The sequence below is a fragment of the Bacteroides sp. 2_2_4 genome (genome assembly GCF_000157055.1).
GTDB lineage: Bacteria > Bacteroidota > Bacteroidia > Bacteroidales > Bacteroidaceae > Bacteroides > Bacteroides ovatus.
In genome coordinates, this window is record NZ_EQ973358.1 from 416,745 (window position 1) to 436,638 (window position 19,894).

The 19,894-nt window shown below is 45.4% G+C and carries 19 protein-coding genes; 18 read left to right on the forward strand and 1 reads right to left on the reverse strand.

Annotated elements, in window-relative coordinates:
* The first annotated feature begins 11 nt into the window (after nt 1-11).
* The 11 genes from BSCG_RS17895 (at nt 12) to BSCG_RS17850 (ending at nt 13,227) form a co-directional block, all read left to right on the forward strand.
* Nucleotides 12-1,751, forward strand: coding sequence for a RagB/SusD family nutrient uptake outer membrane protein (locus BSCG_RS17895; protein ID WP_008775556.1), 1,740 nt, complete (start codon nt 12-14; stop codon nt 1,749-1,751).
* 21 nt (nt 1,752-1,772) lie between these two features.
* Nucleotides 1,773-2,726 (forward strand): DUF6772 family protein, encoded by a 954-nt coding sequence (locus BSCG_RS17890; RefSeq protein ID WP_004304775.1) that lies wholly within the window; start codon nt 1,773-1,775, stop codon nt 2,724-2,726.
* Between the two features lie 17 nt (nt 2,727-2,743).
* A complete protein-coding gene (locus BSCG_RS17885) occupies nt 2,744-3,073 on the forward strand; it encodes a hypothetical protein (RefSeq protein WP_004313403.1) in 330 nt (109 codons plus the stop codon).
* Nucleotides 3,061-4,437: a ComEC/Rec2 family competence protein gene (locus BSCG_RS17880; RefSeq protein WP_032849434.1), complete on the forward strand. Its 1,377-nt coding sequence runs from the start codon at nt 3,061-3,063 to the stop codon at nt 4,435-4,437. The genes BSCG_RS17885 and BSCG_RS17880 overlap by 13 nt, the downstream gene beginning before the upstream one ends.
* Complete coding sequence (locus BSCG_RS17875) at nt 4,437-5,711, forward strand: FAD-dependent oxidoreductase (protein ID WP_004308306.1); 1,275 nt, start codon at nt 4,437-4,439, stop codon at nt 5,709-5,711. The genes BSCG_RS17880 and BSCG_RS17875 overlap by 1 nt, the downstream gene beginning before the upstream one ends.
* 40 nt (nt 5,712-5,751) lie before the next feature.
* Entirely contained in the window at nt 5,752-7,989 is a 2,238-nt protein-coding gene (locus tag BSCG_RS0127415; protein ID WP_032849435.1) for a histidine phosphatase family protein, read from the forward strand.
* Nucleotides 7,976-9,298 (forward strand): mannitol dehydrogenase family protein, encoded by a 1,323-nt coding sequence (locus tag BSCG_RS17870; RefSeq protein ID WP_008775560.1) that lies wholly within the window; start codon nt 7,976-7,978, stop codon nt 9,296-9,298. Before BSCG_RS0127415 ends, BSCG_RS17870 begins: the two co-directional genes overlap by 14 nt.
* 21 nt (nt 9,299-9,319) lie before the next feature.
* Nucleotides 9,320-10,405 (forward strand): SGNH/GDSL hydrolase family protein, encoded by a 1,086-nt coding sequence (locus BSCG_RS17865; protein WP_008775561.1) that lies wholly within the window; start codon nt 9,320-9,322, stop codon nt 10,403-10,405.
* Entirely contained in the window at nt 10,402-11,430 is a 1,029-nt protein-coding gene (locus tag BSCG_RS17860; RefSeq protein WP_008016966.1) for a zinc-dependent alcohol dehydrogenase, read from the forward strand. The genes BSCG_RS17865 and BSCG_RS17860 overlap by 4 nt, the downstream gene beginning before the upstream one ends.
* 4 nt (nt 11,431-11,434) lie before the next feature.
* The gene (locus BSCG_RS17855; protein ID WP_008775562.1) at nt 11,435-12,301 is read left to right on the forward strand and encodes a carbohydrate kinase family protein; all 867 of its coding nucleotides are present in this window, start codon (nt 11,435-11,437) and stop codon (nt 12,299-12,301) included.
* A 359-nt stretch (nt 12,302-12,660) separates the two neighbouring features.
* Entirely contained in the window at nt 12,661-13,227 is a 567-nt protein-coding gene (locus tag BSCG_RS17850) for an MTA/SAH nucleosidase (RefSeq protein WP_008775563.1), read from the forward strand.
* Here the strand turns inward: BSCG_RS17850 and BSCG_RS17845 are convergent.
* Nucleotides 13,197-13,556, reverse strand: a complete 360-nt coding sequence (locus BSCG_RS17845; RefSeq protein WP_004304786.1) for a YbaN family protein — start codon at nt 13,554-13,556, stop codon at nt 13,197-13,199. The genes BSCG_RS17850 and BSCG_RS17845 overlap by 31 nt on opposite strands.
* A 129-nt stretch (nt 13,557-13,685) precedes the next feature.
* Between BSCG_RS17845 and BSCG_RS17840 the strand changes: the two genes are divergently transcribed.
* The 7 genes from BSCG_RS17840 (at nt 13,686) to BSCG_RS17810 (ending at nt 19,889) form a co-directional block, all read left to right on the forward strand.
* On the forward strand, nt 13,686-14,042 hold the full coding sequence (locus BSCG_RS17840; protein ID WP_008775564.1) for a 6-pyruvoyl trahydropterin synthase family protein: 357 nt from the start codon (nt 13,686-13,688) through the stop codon (nt 14,040-14,042).
* 21 nt (nt 14,043-14,063) lie between these two features.
* Nucleotides 14,064-14,609 (forward strand): 7-carboxy-7-deazaguanine synthase QueE, encoded by a 546-nt coding sequence (locus tag BSCG_RS17835; protein ID WP_008775565.1) that lies wholly within the window; start codon nt 14,064-14,066, stop codon nt 14,607-14,609.
* A gap of 51 nt (nt 14,610-14,660) precedes the next feature.
* Nucleotides 14,661-15,401 (forward strand): (Fe-S)-binding protein, encoded by a 741-nt coding sequence (locus tag BSCG_RS17830; protein WP_004304789.1) that lies wholly within the window; start codon nt 14,661-14,663, stop codon nt 15,399-15,401.
* The gene (locus tag BSCG_RS17825; protein WP_008775566.1) at nt 15,398-16,783 is read left to right on the forward strand and encodes a lactate utilization protein B; all 1,386 of its coding nucleotides are present in this window, start codon (nt 15,398-15,400) and stop codon (nt 16,781-16,783) included. The genes BSCG_RS17830 and BSCG_RS17825 overlap by 4 nt, the downstream gene beginning before the upstream one ends.
* Nucleotides 16,780-17,361 carry a lactate utilization protein C gene (locus tag BSCG_RS17820; protein WP_008775567.1) on the forward strand — a complete coding sequence of 194 codons (582 nt, stop codon included), beginning with the start codon at nt 16,780-16,782 and terminating at the stop codon, nt 17,359-17,361. The genes BSCG_RS17825 and BSCG_RS17820 overlap by 4 nt, the downstream gene beginning before the upstream one ends.
* 335 nt (nt 17,362-17,696) lie before the next feature.
* Nucleotides 17,697-18,569: a pyridoxamine kinase gene (locus BSCG_RS17815; RefSeq protein ID WP_004304792.1), complete on the forward strand. Its 873-nt coding sequence runs from the start codon at nt 17,697-17,699 to the stop codon at nt 18,567-18,569.
* 150 nt (nt 18,570-18,719) lie between these two features.
* Entirely contained in the window at nt 18,720-19,889 is a 1,170-nt protein-coding gene (locus tag BSCG_RS17810) for a DUF418 domain-containing protein (protein WP_008775568.1), read from the forward strand.
* Nucleotides 19,890-19,894 lie beyond the last annotated feature (5 nt).

Consider the following 19,894-nt stretch of genomic DNA (forward strand, 5'->3'; position numbering starts at 1 on the left):
AATTACATAATATGAAAAAAATACATGTATTGATTTGCATGATAGCTCTTCTATCTGTAACTTCTTGTGTGAACCTCGATCTGAATCCTCCTTCAGCCGCATCCAGTGAAAACTGGTTCTCGTCACCGGAGGAAGTTCGAATCTCATTGAACGATTTTTATCGCAGTACCTTCTTTGTTATAGAAGAAGGTTGGACGCTGGATCGTAATACGGATGACTGGGCGCAACGAACCAACATTTATACCATTGCGGCAGGTTCACTGAATGCGTCTTCTACAAGTAATCCTAACATCAAGACTGTTTGGAGTTACACGTATAAGAACATTAGTCGTGCCAACCGAATTTTGGAGGCACTCGACAAACTTGAAGGCAAATATTCCACCACTGAACTGAATACGCTTCGTGCCGAAGCCCGTTTTTTCAGGGCATTTGCTTATTCACGTTTGATTACTCTTTGGGGAGATGTTCCTTTCTACGTGACTTCGATTACTCCGGAGGAAGCATTTGAGATGGGGCGTACCGACAAAGCTGTCGTTCTGAAACAAATTTATGAAGATTATGACTATGCCGCAGAAAATTTGCCGGTCGCAAATAATAATAGCGGCGCCACCCGTGTGGACAAAGGAACGGCTTATGCTTACAAGGCTCGTACCGCTCTCTATCAACACGACTATGGGACTGCCGCAAACGCTGCGCAAGACTGTATGGATCTGGAAGTATATGACTTGGCCCCTGATTATGGAGAACTTTTCCGCGACAAGACAAGAGGAAGCAAAGAAGTTATCTTCTCTGTTGCTCACTCAAGCGACCTTGAGTTGGATGAAAACGGTAAACCTACTACACAGGCTATCGGTTCCTTTATTGCCCGTTCGGCAGGCGGTACACATAATGCACAACCTTCGTGGGAACTTCTTGCTGTCTACGAAATGACGAATGGCAAGACGATTGATGAACCGGGCAGTGGCTTTGATCCTCACGCTCCATTTGCCAACCGTGATCCCCGTTGCCTGGAAACATTTGCTGCTCCCGGCAGCCGTATCTATGGTATTGAGTGGAACCCTGCGCCAAACGCACTCGAAGTAATGGACTATACGCAAAATCGTATGATTACAAACAAAGATTCCAAAGGCGGTTCGGATGCTTCCAACTGTGCTTACAATGGTTGTTGCCTGCGCAAAGGCGCGCAAGAATCATGGCGTACTACTTTGTATAACGACAACCCCGTTATTCTCATGCGTTATGCCGATGTTTTGTTGATGTATGCCGAAGCTAAGATTGAACTGGGGGAGATTGACGCTACTGTCCTTGCTTGCATCAACGATGTCCGTGCCCGTGCTTATGGCACCACCCGTACACAAACCAACGACTATCCGTCCATCACGACAACCGATCAGACGGCATTGCGCAAAGTGCTCCGCCGTGAGCGTCGTGTGGAGTTTGCATGGGAAAATCTGCGCTATTTCGACTTGCTTCGTTGGCATCAGTTTGAGAATGCTTTCGGACACAATATGTACGGATTTACCCGTACAGCCAACAGGGCAAAGGAATACTTTGCGGCAGGCAACTGGTTTTGGCCGGAGACTCCGACATTTGACAAAGACGGATTTCCTTCTTTTGAAGCGATGGCCGACGGAACCTATATCGTCCAGCATGGTGAACGTAAGTATGATGAGAAGATTTATTTATGGCCATTGCCAAGTGATGATGTATTGATAATGAATGGCAAACTTGTTCAAAATCCAGGGTACTAACTTTATTAAATAAATGATATTATGAGCATTGGAGAAATTTTATTGCGCAGTCGCTATCAACCATTGAAAAGGGTGTTGAGCTATGATGTATTCAACACCGGCTTTAACGGCTGGATGACATTGATGCCTAACTTTACGGAATATCCCGATTTTGATGTTCCCAAGACATTGGTCAATAAAGACCAGTGGCCACCGGTCATGCTTAGTTCCGCTACTTTCAGGTATCCGGGCACTCACGGAGCTATGTCCGGCACTTACTCTCTTAAACTTTCGACAAGACCTGTTGCCGCTCCTTATACGGAGATTCCGGCGGAAGGTTGTCTGGGACATGCCATTAAGCGGCTTTCGTTCTCTCGTCCGGGCTGCAAATATTTGCAGATAGAATGTTGGTTTACATACACGGCGGAACAGGATGTGGTGGATGGCGGTGACCGTCCGCAACCGGGTTTACATGAGAGTTCCATCCGCGATTTTGGTATGGGATTCGATGTACAGGAGGGTGGAAAACGTTACCATGTAGGAATTCGTTATCTCAATGCAGTAGATGGCAAATTAATGCAGAAGTGGCAGTATGAACATTCCAATGAAGACATAACCGACCGCGATTGGGCTTATGGACTTGACGGAGACTGGTGTAAGAGGGGAGTCGATCCCTGGTGGTTCGGCCGCCGTTATCCTAATGGCGACCACGATGGATTCAAGGATTTGAAAGATGGTCATCAGAAACTCATTTACAATGAGACCGACTGTAAACTCAATTGGCAATACATGCGTCTGAAACTTGACACAGAGCTTCGTGAATATGTAGAGTTCCAATGTCAGGACAAAATTTGGGATATGCGTGGCATTGCAGCCGATACCGTTGACGGATATGGACGCATCGACAATCTTATCAATCCTCTTTTCTGGGTGGGTACTGATACCAATCGTCGTGTATTCTTTTATATAGATTCTGTTGTTGTTTCACAAGAATAAAAGGAGGAATGTAATATATGAAAATGTTTAATGATTCCCATCTTGAGGTAAAGAAGTTCTTTAAAGGTACTTTCTTCACTCATCCTTACGAGGCTGGTTGGGCAGATGAGGCTATATTCTTTGTTATGGTTGAGAAAATAGAAGGAGATCCCGTATTCGAAGGTCGTGTGCAACTATCGCAAGACGGTATACATTGGGCTGACGACGGTAGTGATCCTGTAATCTTCAAAGGACTTGGCCAACATATTATAAAGGTAAATTCAAATTTTGGTAATTATATTCGTCTTGCCGTCAGCATTGAAGGCGGAGAGATGTTTTTAAATCTTCATATAGCATGCAAAGGTTAATATTTATACTTAGTCTGTTCATTCTTGCGATTGTAGGATGCAGCTCCAATGAGTCTCACTCATTTTTGATTCGTCCGGATGGAGGTGGGGAAGATGCTGCCACTGAAATAGAGATAGGTAAAACGATTCCTGCCTGGCAGGAGGGTGTGATGGATATTCATTTCATCAATACAACTACCGGTGAAAGCATGTTTGTAATATTCCCGGATGGTACGCAAATGCTTATTGATGCCGCAAGTTCGAGTGTTACGACCAACTCTAATAGCAATACGACCAACACCGGTATCCGTAGTCGTTGGGATCCGACTCTGACTTCTACCCGTGGTTCACAGATTATAACTGATTACATTCGTAAGTGTATGGTATGGACAGGTAACAGTACGATTGATTATGCCGTACTTACCCACTTCCATAATGACCACTTTGGCGGTTATACTTCTTCTTTGCCAAAATCAGCTAATTCCAGTACTTATTCGTTGATAGGTTTTGCCGAGATTTTCGATAATTTCAAGATTGGTACGCTTCTCGATCGTGGCTATCCCGATTATAACTATCCGTTCAATATGGCGACAATGGCAGACAATGCTCCAAGTTGCAGCAACTATATCAATGCAGTGAAATGGCATGTCGCCAATCAAAAGTTCGATGCTGCGATATTCAAAGCAGGGGCGAATGATCAGATCGTTCAGAAGTATAATCCTGCAAAGTATCCTACTGCAAAGGTGCAAAACGTGGCAGTGAATGGAGAGATCTGGACAGGTTCGGGCACTACCACAAAGAAGACATTCCCTGAACTCTCGGAGATTACATACGAAAACAGTAAGAACATTACCTCCAGTGACAATTGTCCGCCGGAGAATATAACCAGTTGTGTGATGAAAGTTTCGTATGGCAACTTTGATTTCTTTGCCGGTGGTGACCTTCAGTATAACGGACGTTCGAGTCATGCGTGGAAAGATGCCGAACTGCCCTGTGCAAAAGCAGTAGGTCAGGTGGAACTCTTGAAAGCTAACCATCACGGTGTAACCAACACCAATCAAGTAGATGCTCTGAAAGCACTCAATCCACAAACGATTGTTGTCAATTCGTGGGTAGATTGTCATCCCCGTACCGATATACTGAATTCGATGGAGACAACACTCCCTGCGTGTGACATGTTTATCACTAACTTCTGGCAGGGCGATCGCCCCAGCGGAGTAGACGACCGGGTTACGGCGGAAGAGGCTGCGAGAGTAAAGGGATATGATGGACATATTGTAGTTCGTGTGACCGATGGGGGAAACAAATACAGAGTTGTGACAATCACAGATTCTGACGGGGCAATGACTGTTAAGACTATTTCCGGTCCATATACAAGCAGATAATGAATACAAAATATTATGATGTAATAGTAGCAGGTGCAGGTCCTGCCGGGATATGTGCGGCTGTAGCCGCCGCCCGGCAAGGAGCACGTGTTGCCCTTATCGAAAGATACGGAGTCATCGGAGGTAACCTGACCGCCGGGTATGTCGGCCCTATTCTCGGTAGTGTAAGCAAGAACACGATGCGCGATGAGGTTTGTGCTATTCTTGGCGTCAAAGACAATGACTGGATTGGCGAACATGGAAATGCTCACGATTTCGAAGAGGCAAAACTTACATTGGCAGAATTTGTCGCCAGGGAAAAGAACGTCGATGTCTTTTTGCAATGTTGCGTGTCGGATGTTATTCGTGACGGAAAGGTGGTAAAAGGCATTAAGTGTGCAAGTAACGAGGGGACGCTCTGTTTTGAAGCCGCGGTTACAATTGATTGTACCGGTGATGCCATAGTATCTTTTCTTGCCGGTGCAAAAATAGAAAAAGGACGTGCTGACGGACTCATGCAGCCTGTAACCCTTGAATACACCATTGACGGCGTAGATGAATCGAAAGGAATTATCTGCATTGGAGATGTAGACAATGTTCAACTGAATGGCGAGTGTTTTCTTGATTGGTGTAAAAAGAAAGCCGATGAGGGCAAACTTCCCCGGATGCTTGCTGCCGTGCGTTTGCATCCGTCGGTCAGACCGGGTTGCCGTCAGGTAAATACGACACAAGTCAATAGAGTGGATATTACTTCGGTAAGCTCTATTTTCGCCGCCGATCTTGAACTTAGGCAACAGATACGCCTCCTGACTCAATTCTTGAAAGAAAATTTGCCGGGTTACGAAAACTGTAGAGTGATCGGAAGTGGTACAACAACCGGAGTGCGCGAAAGCCGCAGGGTGATGGGCGACTATGTGATCGATGCCGATGAAATGGCGGAAGGCTGCCGTTTTGCCGATGTGGTGGTACATAAAGCATTGTTCATTGTCGATATACATAATCCTGACGGAGCCGGACAGGCGGAACCAACCATCCAATATTGCAAACCATACGATTTGCCGTATCGTTGTTTTCTCCCGTTGGGCTTGGAAGGGCTTCTGGTGGCGGGACGGTGTATATCGGGTACTCACAGAGCTCACGCTTCATATCGTGTCATGAGTATTTGCATGGCGATGGGAGAGGCAGTTGGTATTGCTGCTGCCATGAGTGCGTCACAGCACTGTACTCCGCGGGCTCTCGATGTAGGAGAGTTGCAGAAACGGCTTGAGTCGTTAGGCGTAGAGCTGTTCGATTAACGTAGAACATAATCATACTTTAAATTTATAGAGCATACTTATGAAAAAGATATATTTGTCTGTCGTGTGCTTACTGATCTCTATTCCCCTTATCGCCCAGTTGTATGTAGAGCCGGAGAAAGAGGTGGAGTGCTCTGTCTTCCTGGCAAAGGAAGGACGGGGGCGGGCACAGCAAGGACTTGAAATATGGGATGATTACATATTCTCGTGCGAGGATGGAGGGCACGTGAATATCTATGATTTCAAAAGTGCCGATCCGAAACCTGTGGCAGGCTTTGAGTTGGCGTCCTCCCATCCGGACAACCATGTAAATAATGTATGCTTTGGCGTCGAGACAAAACGCGGAGCATCGTTTCCTCTCTTGTATATCACAAACGGGAAGGTAGGAAGCGAGTTGGAATGGTTGTGTTTTGTGGAGAGCATCACCCGTCGTGGGAAACGTTTTAGCAGCGAAATCGCACAGACAATTGAACTCGATGGCTCGAAGTGGGCGGAGAAAGGGTATGTCTCCATCTTTGGTGCGCCAAGCTGGCTGGTCGATCGGGAACGGGGCTTTATATGGATATTCTCGGCGCGTAAACGTACTGTGGCGAAGGTGACAAAGCATGCATGGGAAAACCAGTATGTCGCCACCAAATTCCGCATACCGTCGTTGAGTGAGGGGGCAAAGGTGCGCCTCGACGAAAATGACATTCTCGATCAGGTGGTGTTCCCCTATGAGGTATGGTTCACACAAGCGGGCTGTATGCATGATGGTAAAATCTATTTCTGCTTCGGAGTTGGGAAACAGGATGACAGCCGTCCTTCCTGCATCCGGGTGTACGATACGGATAGGCGGACGATTACTGCCCGATACAATGTGCAGGAACAGGTTATTTACGAACCGGAAGATATTGTGGTTAAAGACGGGGTTATGTATGTCAATACCAATACGAATGCGAAAAAGACGTCTGATCTTCCTTGCATATTCAAGCTCTCTCTTCCGAAAGAAAAGCCGGTGGCCGAAAATCCTCTCGACGAGATACGCAGGGACCCGGAACGTGCGGGCGGCGTGTATTATGTGACCGATCTTTCACATCCGGTTACGCCGGCACCCAAAGGATATACGCCTTTTTATATAAACGGCTATTTCCGTCACGGAGCGCGTCAGATAGACGATGAGGTGACTTATCCTGCCATATACGGCGTATTGGAGAAAGCTCATGCCACAAACAACCTTACCGATTTTGGGAAAGCCCTGTACGAACGTCTTGAACCGTTCAAGAAGAATGTGTTTTACAAAGAAGGCGATCTGACACAAATCGGTTATCGTCAGACAAGGGAGATAGGCCGGAGGATGGTACAAAACTATCCGGAAGTATTTGAAGGCCATCCCTATTTGAAGACTAACGCAACGAATGTGCTTCGGGTGGCGGCCACCATGCAATCTGTAAATTCGGGCATTTTGTCACTGCGCCCCGGGCTTGAATGGGCGGAGATAGACAACTCCCGTTCGTTCCTTACCACACTGAATCCATACGGTAACGTATGTCCCGGCAGGAGTCCGCTTGATAAGTATATACTCGGTAAGGAAAACTGTTGGTATAAAAAATATCGTTCATATATAGATGAAAAGTTGGATGTGGATGCTTTTTTTAGAAGACTGTTTATAGACGTAACACAAGTAGAAAGTGAGTATGACAAGTACGACCTGATTCATCGTTTCTGGTTAATGGCGTCACTGATGCAATGTCTCGACCGTCAAGTGCCTATATGGGATATTTTTACAGAAGAGGAAATATTGGTTTGGGCGGAAATCGAGAACTATAAGTATTTTGCGCAGAAAGGTCCTGAACCGGTATCTCACGGGCGTAGTTGGGGACTTGCATCCCGCACGTTACGCCATTTGTTAGACGAATCTGCCGAAGATCTGGTTCGCAAGCGTCATGGCATCAATCTCAACTTCGGCCACGATGGCGTTCTGATGGCCATCTTGACTAATCTGCAAGCCGGGACGTGGGCGCGGGAGGCTAGTAATTCCAAAGAAGCGTTGCAGAGTTGGAAGTACTGGGATATTCCGATGGGGGCGAACCTTCAGATGATCTTTTACCAATCGGAAGGCAATCCGGACGTTTTAGTTAAGTTTATGCTGAATGAAAAAGACCTCCGGTTGCCGTTGGAAGCGGTTGAAGCATCTTATTACAAATGGAATGAGGTTTATAAATTCTATATAGAACATTGCGACAAGGTGGAAAAATCACTTGCCGAAACATTGAAATTATCGTATGAAGACTTTTAATTATAATCGTGCTGAAATAAAGGCCGGAATAGTACATTTCGGCGTTGGAAACTTCCATCGTGCACATCTCGAAGCTTACACAAATCTATTACTTGAAGATCCGTCACAAAGATGCTGGGGGGTATTCGGAGCCATGATTATGCCTACGGACGGGGTATTGTTCAACGCCCTCAAGAAAGACGACGGCATATATCAGTTGACGACATGCAGCCCTTCCGGCGAACAGGATAGTATGCTGATTGGTTCGCTTGTAGAACTGGCATGGGGGGAAATAGATAGTGAGCCTATCATCGCTAAAATAGCATCGGAGGAGATAAAAATCATCTCTCTCACCATTACCGAAGGGGGATATAAGGTTGATTTTAACCAATCGCGCAGTGTGTTCTGGTATGTAGCCGAAGGACTTAAACGCCGGATGGAGAAAGATTTGCCGATTACGATTCTTTCGTGTGACAACATGCAGATGAACGGCAATGTCGCCAAATGTGCGTTTATGTCATACTTCGAAGAGAAATATCCCGAGGTGGCAGCGTGGGCGAAAAAGAAAGTGACGTTCCCGAATTCGATGGTGGATCGAATCACTCCCGTAACAAAACCGGGTAAGGGTACAGATGTGTGTTGTGAAGACTTTATACAATGGGTGATTGAAGATAATTTCATTGCAGGCCGTCCTGCATGGGAGAAGGTGGGAGTTACATTCACCCATGATGTGACCCCGTATGAAATCATGAAATTAAGTCTTCTCAATGCGTCACATACTCTTCTTTCTTATCCTGCCTATATGGAAGGATTCAGGAAGGTCGATGCTGTAATGGCAGACGAGAGGTATCGTGCAATGATAAAGCTGTTTATGAACAGGGACGTTACTCCTTATGTTCCGGTTCCCGAAGGCGTTGACCTTGAAGCGTATAAAGACCAGCTTATCGAACGATTTTCAAACAAGGCGATCAGCGATCAGGTATCACGGCTTTGCGGCGATGGCATTGCTAAGTTTGCGGTTTATGTGGTACCCATACTCAAACAGATGTTGCAGGATGGGAAGGATATTTCGATAGAGGCTTTCCTGATAGCTGTTTATTGCAAATACCTGATAGGTGCGCGCACCGAGTCCGGTGAAAATATAGCTATCTCCGAACCTCACATCACCCCGGCGGACAGGAAGTTGATTTCGGGAGGATCGCCGGCCGAGTTCTTGAAGATATCACCTTTTGTGTCATTGGGACTGGACAAATACCCTGTGTTTATGGAAAAGTATGAGCAGTTTTATGCTATGCAGGTAGCAGAAGGGTTGAAGGTCTTATTACAGTAAACAACTAAAAAATACAAGGCAATGAAGAAGTTTTTCATAACGGTTGTTCTGTCGCTTTCGTGCGTATTGTCGGTTTCGGCACAAAAACAGACGGAGGCGTCAACGCTTAACCTGATAGGTCAGCCGTTTGAATCGACTCCCAATCCGTATCATAGAGTCGATACATTGGTTTATAAAGGTTTTAACAGGACGGAGAATCGACAACTCCGTTGCTCTGCCGGTATGGCTGTGTTGTTTAAAACGAACACGCGTAATATACAGATTACGACAAAGTGGGGATATGTATATTCGAGCCATTCAACCATGCCGATCTCTTATAAAGGATATGATCTTTATATCAAAAATGCAGACGGTCAATGGCAGTATGCGGCAAGCGGTTCATTGAAAGCGTATAAGGGCGAGAAAACCGAGACATTCACGCTCATTGAGAATATGGATGGTACGATGCACGAATGTATGATGTATATGCCGATGTATTCGGAGGTCATTTCTTGTAAGATAGGGATAGATGACGATGCTGTTATCGAACCGTTGAAGTCCGATTTTCGTCACAGGATAGCGGTATATGGCTCTTCGTTTACGCAGGGAGTGAGCACGGATCGATCCGGTATGAGTTATCCCATGCAATTTATGCGTAATACAGGTCTTCAAGTCGTGTCGCTCGCAACAAGCGGACGTTGCCTGATGCAACCTTACATGCTCGACGTTCTTGCGGAAGTCAAGGCTGATGCCTTTATATTCGATACTTTTTCAAATCCTGACGCAGAACTGATAAGAGAGCGCCTGATGCCGTTTATCGATCGGCTTATAGCGGCACATCCGGCTACTCCGTTGATATTTCAGCGTACGATCTATCGTGAACGACGTTCATTTGATACAGTTCTTGATGCGAAAGAACGGGCTAAGGCGGCAACCGTAGAGGAGTTGTTTGCAAAAATCCGCACGAACCCGAAATATAAAGACGTTTATCTGATTACGCCTGATGCTTCCGATGCGCATGAGACATCGGTCGACGGAACTCATCCAAGTAGTTATGGATATGCACTTTGGGCGAAGTCGATAGAGACTCCGGTAATAGAAATTTTAAGTAAATATGGTATAAAATGAGACAAGCGGTATTAGTAGAACCAAAACATATTGAATTTCGTGAGGTTGAGGCGCCTAAGGCGTCGGACCTGAAAGAACATCAGGTACTTCTGAATATTAAGAGAATTGGTATTTGTGGAAGTGAGATACATTCTTATCACGGATGTCATCCGGCAACTTTCTATCCGGTAGTTCAGGGGCATGAATATTCGGCAGTGGTAGTCGCTACGGGGGCGGCGGTTACGATCTGCAAGGCGGGTGACGTTGTCACCGCACGTCCGCAACTCGCGTGTGGGAAGTGCAAGCCTTGTCAGCGGGGAGAGTATAATATTTGTGAAGAGCTAAGAGTGCAGGCTTTTCAGGCAAATGGAGCTGCGCAAGACTTTTTTGTGGTTGATGATGACAGGGTTGCGGTGTTGCCTGAAGGTATGTCACTTGATTATGGGGCTATGATAGAACCGGTGGCAGTAGCTGCGCATGCAACCATGCGTGGCGGGGACTTGAAAGGTAAGAATGTGGTTGTATCGGGTGCCGGAACAATCGGTAACCTCGTGGCGCAGTTCGCTAAGGCAAGAGGAGCCAAACGGGTTCTTATTACCGATGTGAGTGATTTCAGACTTGAAATCGCTCGTAAATGTGGCATAATAGATACGCTCAATGTAGCTAAGACGCCGCTCAAAGAAGGAGCGAAGAGGCTTTTCGGGGATGAAGATTTTCAAGCTGCGTTTGAGGTTGCCGGAGTTGAGTCGAGTATTCGTTCGCTTATGGAGTGTATTGAAAAAGGGAGTACCATCGTTGTAGTGGCGGTATTTGGCAAGGATCCGTCGCTTAATATGTTCTATTTGGGAGAGCACGAACTGAAGGTGAACGGAACGATGATGTATCGCCATGAAGATTATCTTACGGCTATCGATCAGGTAAGTTCGGGAGCTATCCGTCTCGAACCGCTTATTTCGAATCATTTCCCGTTCGAGCAGTATGACGAGGCATATAAATTTATAGACGAGCATAGTGCAACATCCATGAAAATAATTATTAAACTATAAAACCATGAAAATAATAGGTATAGGAGAAGTTGTTTGGGATTGCTTCCCGGAAGGTAAGAGACTTGGCGGAGCGCCTATCAATTTCTGTTTTTTTGCAAAGGAGTTGGGAGCAGAATCATATCCCGTTACGGCAATAGGTGAGGACGAACTCGGCGATGAAACGTTTACAGTGCTTAAAGAGACCGGACTTGATTTAGGATATATTTCCCGTAATATTTTGCCGACAGGTAAAGTGCTTGTGTCGTTGAATGAGGCCGGTGTACCGCAATATGACATTGTTGAGAATGTTGCTTGGGATACTATCGAGTGTAGTCCTGCGACCATGAAACTTGTCGGCGATGCAGATGCTGTTTGTTGGGGCTCTTTGGCACAGCGAAGCGAAAAGTCACGTGCTGCAATCTTGAGACTCATAGATGCCGTGCCGGATACCTCTTTGAAGGTGTTTGATATTAATATCAGGCAACATTTTTATTCGACAGACTTGATTGTGGAGTCCTTGCAAAAGGCAAATGTCCTCAAATTGAATGAAGACGAATTGCCATTATTGATCTCTCTCCTTTCTCTTTCGACTGATTTTGTGGAAGCTATCGCAGAACTCATTGCTCGTTTCTCGCTCAAATATGTTATATTCACACAGGGGGCAGTACGTAGTGGCATATATGATGTAAGTGGGGAAATTTCATCCATAGATACACCTAAAGTTGAGGTGGCCGATACTGTAGGTGCAGGCGACTCGTTTACTGCTACCTTTGTTGTGAACATACTTAGAGGGGCGTCGGTCGCTGAATCACACCGCAAAGCGGTAGATGTATCGGCATATACTTGTACACAAAGGGGGGCTATTAATCCGTTGCCGGATAGTAAAAAGTAATATTGGGTACTCCACATAAGGAAGTTTCGTACTTGGTTTGAATGATTCTTCAAACCAAGCGTGGTGGATATGCCTTGTTCTTGTTGATTGCAGTTTAATTCCGTTAGTTAACCGCAGAATTTGCGGCTTAGCATACCTCTTTTGGCCGCATTTTATAGATAACTCCAGTTAAATAGTTATTTTTGCAGAAATAACTGATGGTATGTTTATCCATGAAATAGAAAATTGGAGTTCATTCAGATGGAACATCAAAAGTTTGTCAGATGAAATAGCCTGGATAAATAGGGCTATAGTCTATCTCGTGGAGCGGTTGAGTACAATTGGATTTGAATAGTAATTTTTACGAAATAAAGGAACCCATGTTGAAAATATTAGTAACCTACGCCGTACAAGGCGAATTTGTAGAACTTAAATGGCCGGATATAGAACCTTACTACGTTCGTACAGGTATTGGTAAAGTTAAATCAGCCTTTCATTTGGCAGAGGCAATCCGTCAGGTACAACCGGACTTGGTGCTCAATATCGGAAGTGCTGGAACAGTCAATCATCAGGTAGGAGATATTTTTGTATGTCGCAAGTTCATAGACCGTGATATGCAGAAAATGAAAGAGTTCGGATTGGAGTGTGAGATCGATTCATCAGCTTTGCTCGAAGAAAAAGGTTATTGCACGCATTGGACGGAACATGGGATCTGTAATACGGGAGATGGCTTCCTCACCGAGTTGACTCACGTTAGCGGAGATGTTGTAGATATGGAAGCATACGCACAGGCATTTGTCTGCCGTTCAAAAGAAATCCCGTTTATTTCCGTGAAGTACGTGACTGACATTATTGGCCAGAACTCCGTGAAACATTGGGAAGATAAACTTGCCGATGCACGGCAGGGACTATCGCATTACTTTAACGTCTTGAAAGAAAGAATATGATAAGTGACTCCTGCGGCTATCAATCCCAGGAGAATCTTTACCCATATAAAAGGAATCAGGAAGAAAATGCAATAAAGCATCGTTCCCCACATTAATACGAGAGAAATTATTTTGGCACGGAGAGGAATCGCCTTGTTCTCGCGGAAATTGCGGATGTAAGGACCGAAGTGCCGATGGTTGAGCAGCCAGTTATATAATCGGGGCGACCCTTTGAAATAAAGGGCGGCGGTGAGCAATAGAAAAGGGGTAGTGGGCAGTAGCGGCAGAAAGATGCCGAGAATGCCGAGCGCAAGGGAAATACTACCTAAAACAATATATAGAGTTTTCATGCGGCAAAGATAGTGCAAAAAAAGGGAAAAAATAACACTCTTTGCTGGATGAAAACTCTATTTTATATTACCTTTGCCGTTGCATCGAGGTGACATTAGATGCGTGTAACTATTAAAATACATACACTCATGTTTACAGTAATCAAACGCATGGAGATTTCGGCTTCTCATAAGCTGGTACTCCCGTATCGCAGTAAATGCGCCAGTTTACACGGTCACAACTGGATTATCACCGTCTATTGCCGTTCCGCGCGGCTCAACTCCGAAGGAATGGTGGTAGATTTCACCCGCATCAAAGAAGTGGTCATGGAGAAACTCGACCATCAAAATCTGAACGAAGTACTCCCATTTAACCCCACAGCGGAGAATATCGCCCGGTGGGTATGCAAACAGATTCCTCAATGCTATAAAGTAGAAGTGCAGGAATCGGAAGGAAACATTGTCATCTACGAGAAAGAACCCAGCGGCGCAGAAGGACAAGAATAGCAAACCAAACAAATTTTGATGATGAGAAAGATTAATGAAATCTTTTACAGCTTGCAGGGCGAAGGCTACCATACCGGAACTCCGGCCATCTTCGTCCGTTTTTCCGGTTGCAACCTGAAATGTGACTTTTGCGACACACAACACGAAGAAGGAAAAATGATGACTGACGATGAAATTATCGCCGAAGTGAAAAAATATCCTGCCGTCACTGTTGTCCTTACGGGCGGCGAACCTTCCTTATGGATAGACGATGAATTGATCGACCGTTTGCATGAGGCAGGCAAATATGTGACCATCGAAACCAACGGTACACGCCCCTTGCCGGCAGCTATCGACTGGGTGACCTGCTCCCCCAAACAAGGGGGGAAACTTGCCATCGACCGGATGGATGAAGTGAAAGTGGTCTATGAAGGACAAGATATAAGTATTTTTGAACTCCTTCCGGCCGAACATTTTTTCCTTCAGCCTTGTTCTTGTAATAACACTGCTTCAACAGTGGACTGTGTAATGCGACATCCCAAATGGAGACTCAGCCTGCAAACACACAAATTAATCGACATCCGTTGAACAAAATAGACGGGTGATGCGGAAGAAGCTTAAATTATTACAAAATATAGTATGAAAGTAGGTTTGTTTATTCCTTGTTATATCAATGCTATTTACCCCAATGTGGGAGTGGCATCGTATAGACTATTGAAAAGTTTGGGAGTAGACGTCGATTATCCGTTGGATCAGACTTGTTGCGGACAACCGATGGCAAATGCCGGTTTTGAAGATGAATCGATGAAATTGGCACTCCGTTTTGACGATCTGTTCCGGGAATACGATTACATCGTCGGCCCTTCCGCCAGTTGTGTGGCATTTGTGAAAGAGAATCATCCGGGCATCTTGGAGAAAGAAGGACATGTTTGTCAGAGTGCGGGAAAGATTTATGATATTTGTGAGTTCATTCACGATGTCTTGAAACCTTCCAAAATTCCTGCACGCTTTCCTCATAAAGTCAGTATTCACAATAGCTGTCATGGGGTGCGCGAACTGTTGATTTCCGCTCCCACCGAACTGAACATCCCTTATTACAATAAATTGCGTGACCTGCTCAATCTGGTAGAAGGCATCGAAGTATTCGAGCCCAGCCATATTGACGAGTGTTGCGGCTTTGGCGGAATGTTTGCGGTGGAAGAGCAGGCAGTCTCCGTCTGCATGGGGCGTGATAAGGTAAAAGATCACATCGCTACCGGAGCCGAGTATATTGTCGGAGCGGACAGTTCCTGCCTGATGCACATGCAAGGTGTCATCAAACGGGAGCATCTGCCTATTCAGATTATCCATATTGTAGAAATTCTAGCGTCGCAATCATGAGTACAAAACATTCAAAGGCTGCCGAAAAGTTCTTGCAGGACAGCAAGATGGCAGCATGGCATAACGAAACCCTTTGGATGGTCCGTGCCAAAAGGGACAAGATGAGCAAGGAAGTTCCCGAATGGGAAGAGTTGCGCAACAAGGCTTGCGAGTTGAAACTATACTCCAACAGCCACCTCGAAGAACTTCTGCTGGAGTTTGAGAAGAATGCTACCGCCAACGGCGCCATCGTACATTGGGCAAAAGATGCCGATGAATACTGCGCCATCGTCTACGAAATACTGAATGAGCATAACGTCCACCATTTCATCAAGAGCAAATCCATGCTCGCCGAAGAGTGTGGATTGAATCCTTTCCTGATGGAGCGGGGCATCGATGTCGTAGAGTCCGATTTGGGCGAACGCATCCTGCAACTGATGCATCTCGAACCAAGCCACATTGTATTGCCTGCCATCCACATCAAACGGGAACAGGTAGGCGAACTATTCGAAAAGGAGATGGGCACGAAAAAGGGAAACTTTGATCCTACCTACCTGACTCATGCCGCACGTAAGAACCTGCGCCATCTCTTCCTCAATGCCGAAGCCGCCATGACAGGCGCCAACTTTGCCGTCGCTTCAACCGGTGACATTGTGGTCTGCACCAATGAAGGAAATGCCGATATGGGTACTTCCTACCCGAAACTGAACATTGCCGCTTTCGGTATGGAAAAGATCGTCCCGGATCTGGACGCATTGGGTGTGTTCACCCGATTACTCGCTCGTTCGGCCACCGGACAACCGGTGACAACATATACTTCTCATTACCGCCGTCCCCGCGAAGGCGGTGAATATCATATTATCATCGTAGACAACGGCCGGAGTGCCTTACTGTCCAAGCCCGACCATATCAAGACACTGAACTGTATTCGTTGTGGTGCGTGCATGAATACCTGTCCGGTGTATCGCCGGAGTGGAGGCTACTCTTATACGTACTTCATCCCCGGACCTATTGGCATCAACTTGGGTATGGCTCACGCTCCGGAGAAGTATTACGATAATCTTTCAGCCTGTTCTCTGTGTATGTCCTGTTCCGATGTCTGTCCGGTGAAAGTAGATTTGGCCGAGCAGATTTACAAATGGCGTCAGGACTTGGCCGGATTTGGGAAAGCCAATACGGGAAAGAAGATCATGTCCGGCGGTATGAAGTTCCTGATGGAGCGTCCGGCATTGTTCAACGCAGCCTTGTGGGCAGCCCCGGTGGTAAATGGCCTGCCCCGTTTCATGAAATACAACGATCTCGACGATTGGGGAAAGGGGCGTGAACTGCCGGAATTTGCCAGCGAGTCGTTCAATGAAATGTGGAAGAAAAATAAAGTACAAGGAAAGGAGGAATCCAAATGAGCAGTAGAGAAGATATATTCGCCAGCATTCGCCAGCATACGCAGACGCGTTATGATAAACCGGATATTGCGGATATGAAACGATTGTCATATCCTGACAGGATAGAGCAGTTCTGTGCAATCAGCCGTGTGGTGGGTGGTGCGGCAGTTGTGTTGGGCGAAGGGGAAGATGTGAATGCGGTCATACGCCGGACTTATCCGGACGCTATGCGCATTGCTTCCGTATTGCCGGATATTTCCTGTGCTACGTTCAATCCCGATAATTTGGATGATCCGAAAGAGTTGGACGGCACAGATGTTGCCGTAGTGAAAGGAGAAATCGGAGTAGCCGAAAACGGAGCCATCTGGATACCGCAGACGGTGAAATATAAAGCAATCTATTTTATCTCGGAGAAGTTGGTCATTCTGCTCGACCGGAATAAAATTGTAGATACCATGTATGACGCCTACCGCGAACTGGACGGACAGGAATATCAGTTCGGAACGTTCATCTCCGGTCCGTCAAAGACTGCTGATATTGAGCAGGCATTGGTGATGGGAGCACATGGGGCACGAGACGTGTTAGTGATATTAACCTAATGTTTCCGTGTTGATTATTCTAAAATAAATTTGGTTTCAAAACAATGGAGTTTTATATTTGTTAGTGCAAACGAAATGGAGACTCCGTTGACGCTGTAAAAACAGAGGCTCTATTGATAAGAAATAGAGCCTTTGTTTCATATAAACAGAGCTTCCGTTTGATGTAAATAGAGGCTCTGTTTGGATAAAGTCCGGCTTCCATCGGATGTAATAGAGTCTTTGGGAGAATATAGTCGAATCTCTTTTGATGTAAATAGGATATCTGTTTCTGTTTGTCCATAGTAGATAAATGAATTTGTAGGATAAGAGTAGTAAAACGTTTAATTATAAATTATATGTATGCCAATAAAGTAAAGAAAATAGCCGCCGTCCATGACCTTTCGGGAATGGGGCGCGTATCTCTGACCGTCGTCATTCCTATTCTTTCATCCATGGGTTTTCAGGTCTGTCCGCTTCCTACGGCTGTATTATCCAATCATACGCAATATCCCGGTTTCTCCTTCCTCGACCTGACGGACGAAATGCCGAAGATTATTGCCCAATGGAAGAAACTGGAGGTAGAGTTCGACGCTATCTATACCGGATACTTGGGTTCTCCGAGACAAATTCAGATTGTTTCTGATTTTATCAGGGACTTTCGTCGGCCGGACAGCCTGATCGTTGCCGATCCGGTGTTGGGAGATAACGGACGATTATACACCAACTTTGATGGAGAGATGATAAAAGAGATGCGTCACTTAATCACGAAAGCAGATGTGATTACCCCCAATCTGACGGAACTGTTTTATTTATTGGATAAACCCTATAAAGCAGATAACACGGATGAAGAGCTGAAAGAATATCTTCGTCTTTTGTCCGACAAAGGTCCGCAAGTGGTTATCATCACCAGTGTTCCTGTACATGATGAGCCTCATAAAACATCTGTCTATGCATATAACCGTCAGGGAAACCGCTACTGGAAAGTGACCTGCCCTTATCTGCCTGCACATTATCCCGGCACGGGAGATACTTTCACCAGTGTCATTACCGGCTCTTTGATGCAGGGAGACAGTCTGCCGATGGCATTGGACCGTGCCACACAGTTTATCCTGCAAGGTATCCGTGCCACTTTCGGGTATGAATATGATAACCGCGAGGGTATTCTATTGGAGAAAGTGCTTCATAATTTGGATATGCCAATACAGATGGCTAGTTATGAATTAATATAAAAGATAAAGAGTCTCCACAGATAAGAAACACACACACACTGTAAAGATAAAGAATAAGGGGCAACTCCTTTAACATTTACAAGCTTTTGTGTTTCAAATATTTCCATTAATTTTACCGGCATTAAAAAATGGAATAATTATATCTGACTAATGACTCAAACACTAAAAACGTCCGAACGTCTTGGAGTAGTAGATGCTCTGCGCGGATTTGCCCTTTTGGCAATTGTATTATTACATAATCTGGAGCATTATAATCTGTTCTTAGTACCGGAGAATGTGCCTGCATGGTTGCAAACAATTGATAAATATGCATGGGACATCCTGTTTTTCCTGTTTGCGGGAAAGGCGTATGCTACTTTCTCCTTGTTGTTTGGTTTTAGTTTTTACATTCAGTTTCATAACGCGGAGAAACGTGGTATAGACTTTCGCGGACGATTTGCCTGGCGGATGTGTTTGCTTTTTCTGTTTGCGCAGTTGCATGCCCTGTTCTATAACGGGGATATTCTTTTACTCTATGCGGTAGTGGGTTTTGCATTGATACCCGTGTGTAAGCTAAAGGACAAAACGGTCTTTTGGATTGCCCTGATTCTGCTTCTTCAGCCTTATGAGTGGGGTCGTGCCATTTATGCGATGATAAATCCCGACTACGTAGTAGCAACCGGTCATTATATGCCTTATGCCATACGTGCGCAGGAGGTAACTGCCAATGGTAATTTCTTCGAAGTACTCTGTTCCAACATCTCCGACGGACAATTATACAGCAATATCTGGCAAGTAGAAAATGGTCGTTTGTTTCAGACGGCTGCTCTGTTCATGTTCGGAATGTTGCTGGGACGCCGGAAATATTTAATAAAGAGCGAAGAGTCTGTACGCTTTTGGAAGAAGATGTTGAAAGGTGCCGTCCTCGCATTCATTCCTCTCTATTGCCTCAAAACCTTTGTGCCGGACTTACTCACCAATCCGTCCGTACAAATTCCTTATAAGATTGCCGTTCCATCCTATGCCAATTTTGCGTTTATGATTATCCTAGTTTCTATCTTCACCTTGCTTTGGTTTAAGAAAGAGAAAGGATATGGCTGGCAAAGTCTGCTGATTCCTTACGGTCGTATGAGTCTGACAAATTACATTTCCCAATCTATTATGGGGGTAATCATCTATTATGGATTCGGATTAGCTATGTACAAATATGCCGGAGCAACGGCAAGTCTGCTGATTGCATTGCTCATCTTTACTGTTCAGCTGATATTCAGCCGTTGGTGGCTTGCCCGTCATAAACAGGGACCACTCGAATTCTTATGGCGTAAGGGTACTTGGATTTAGTGACT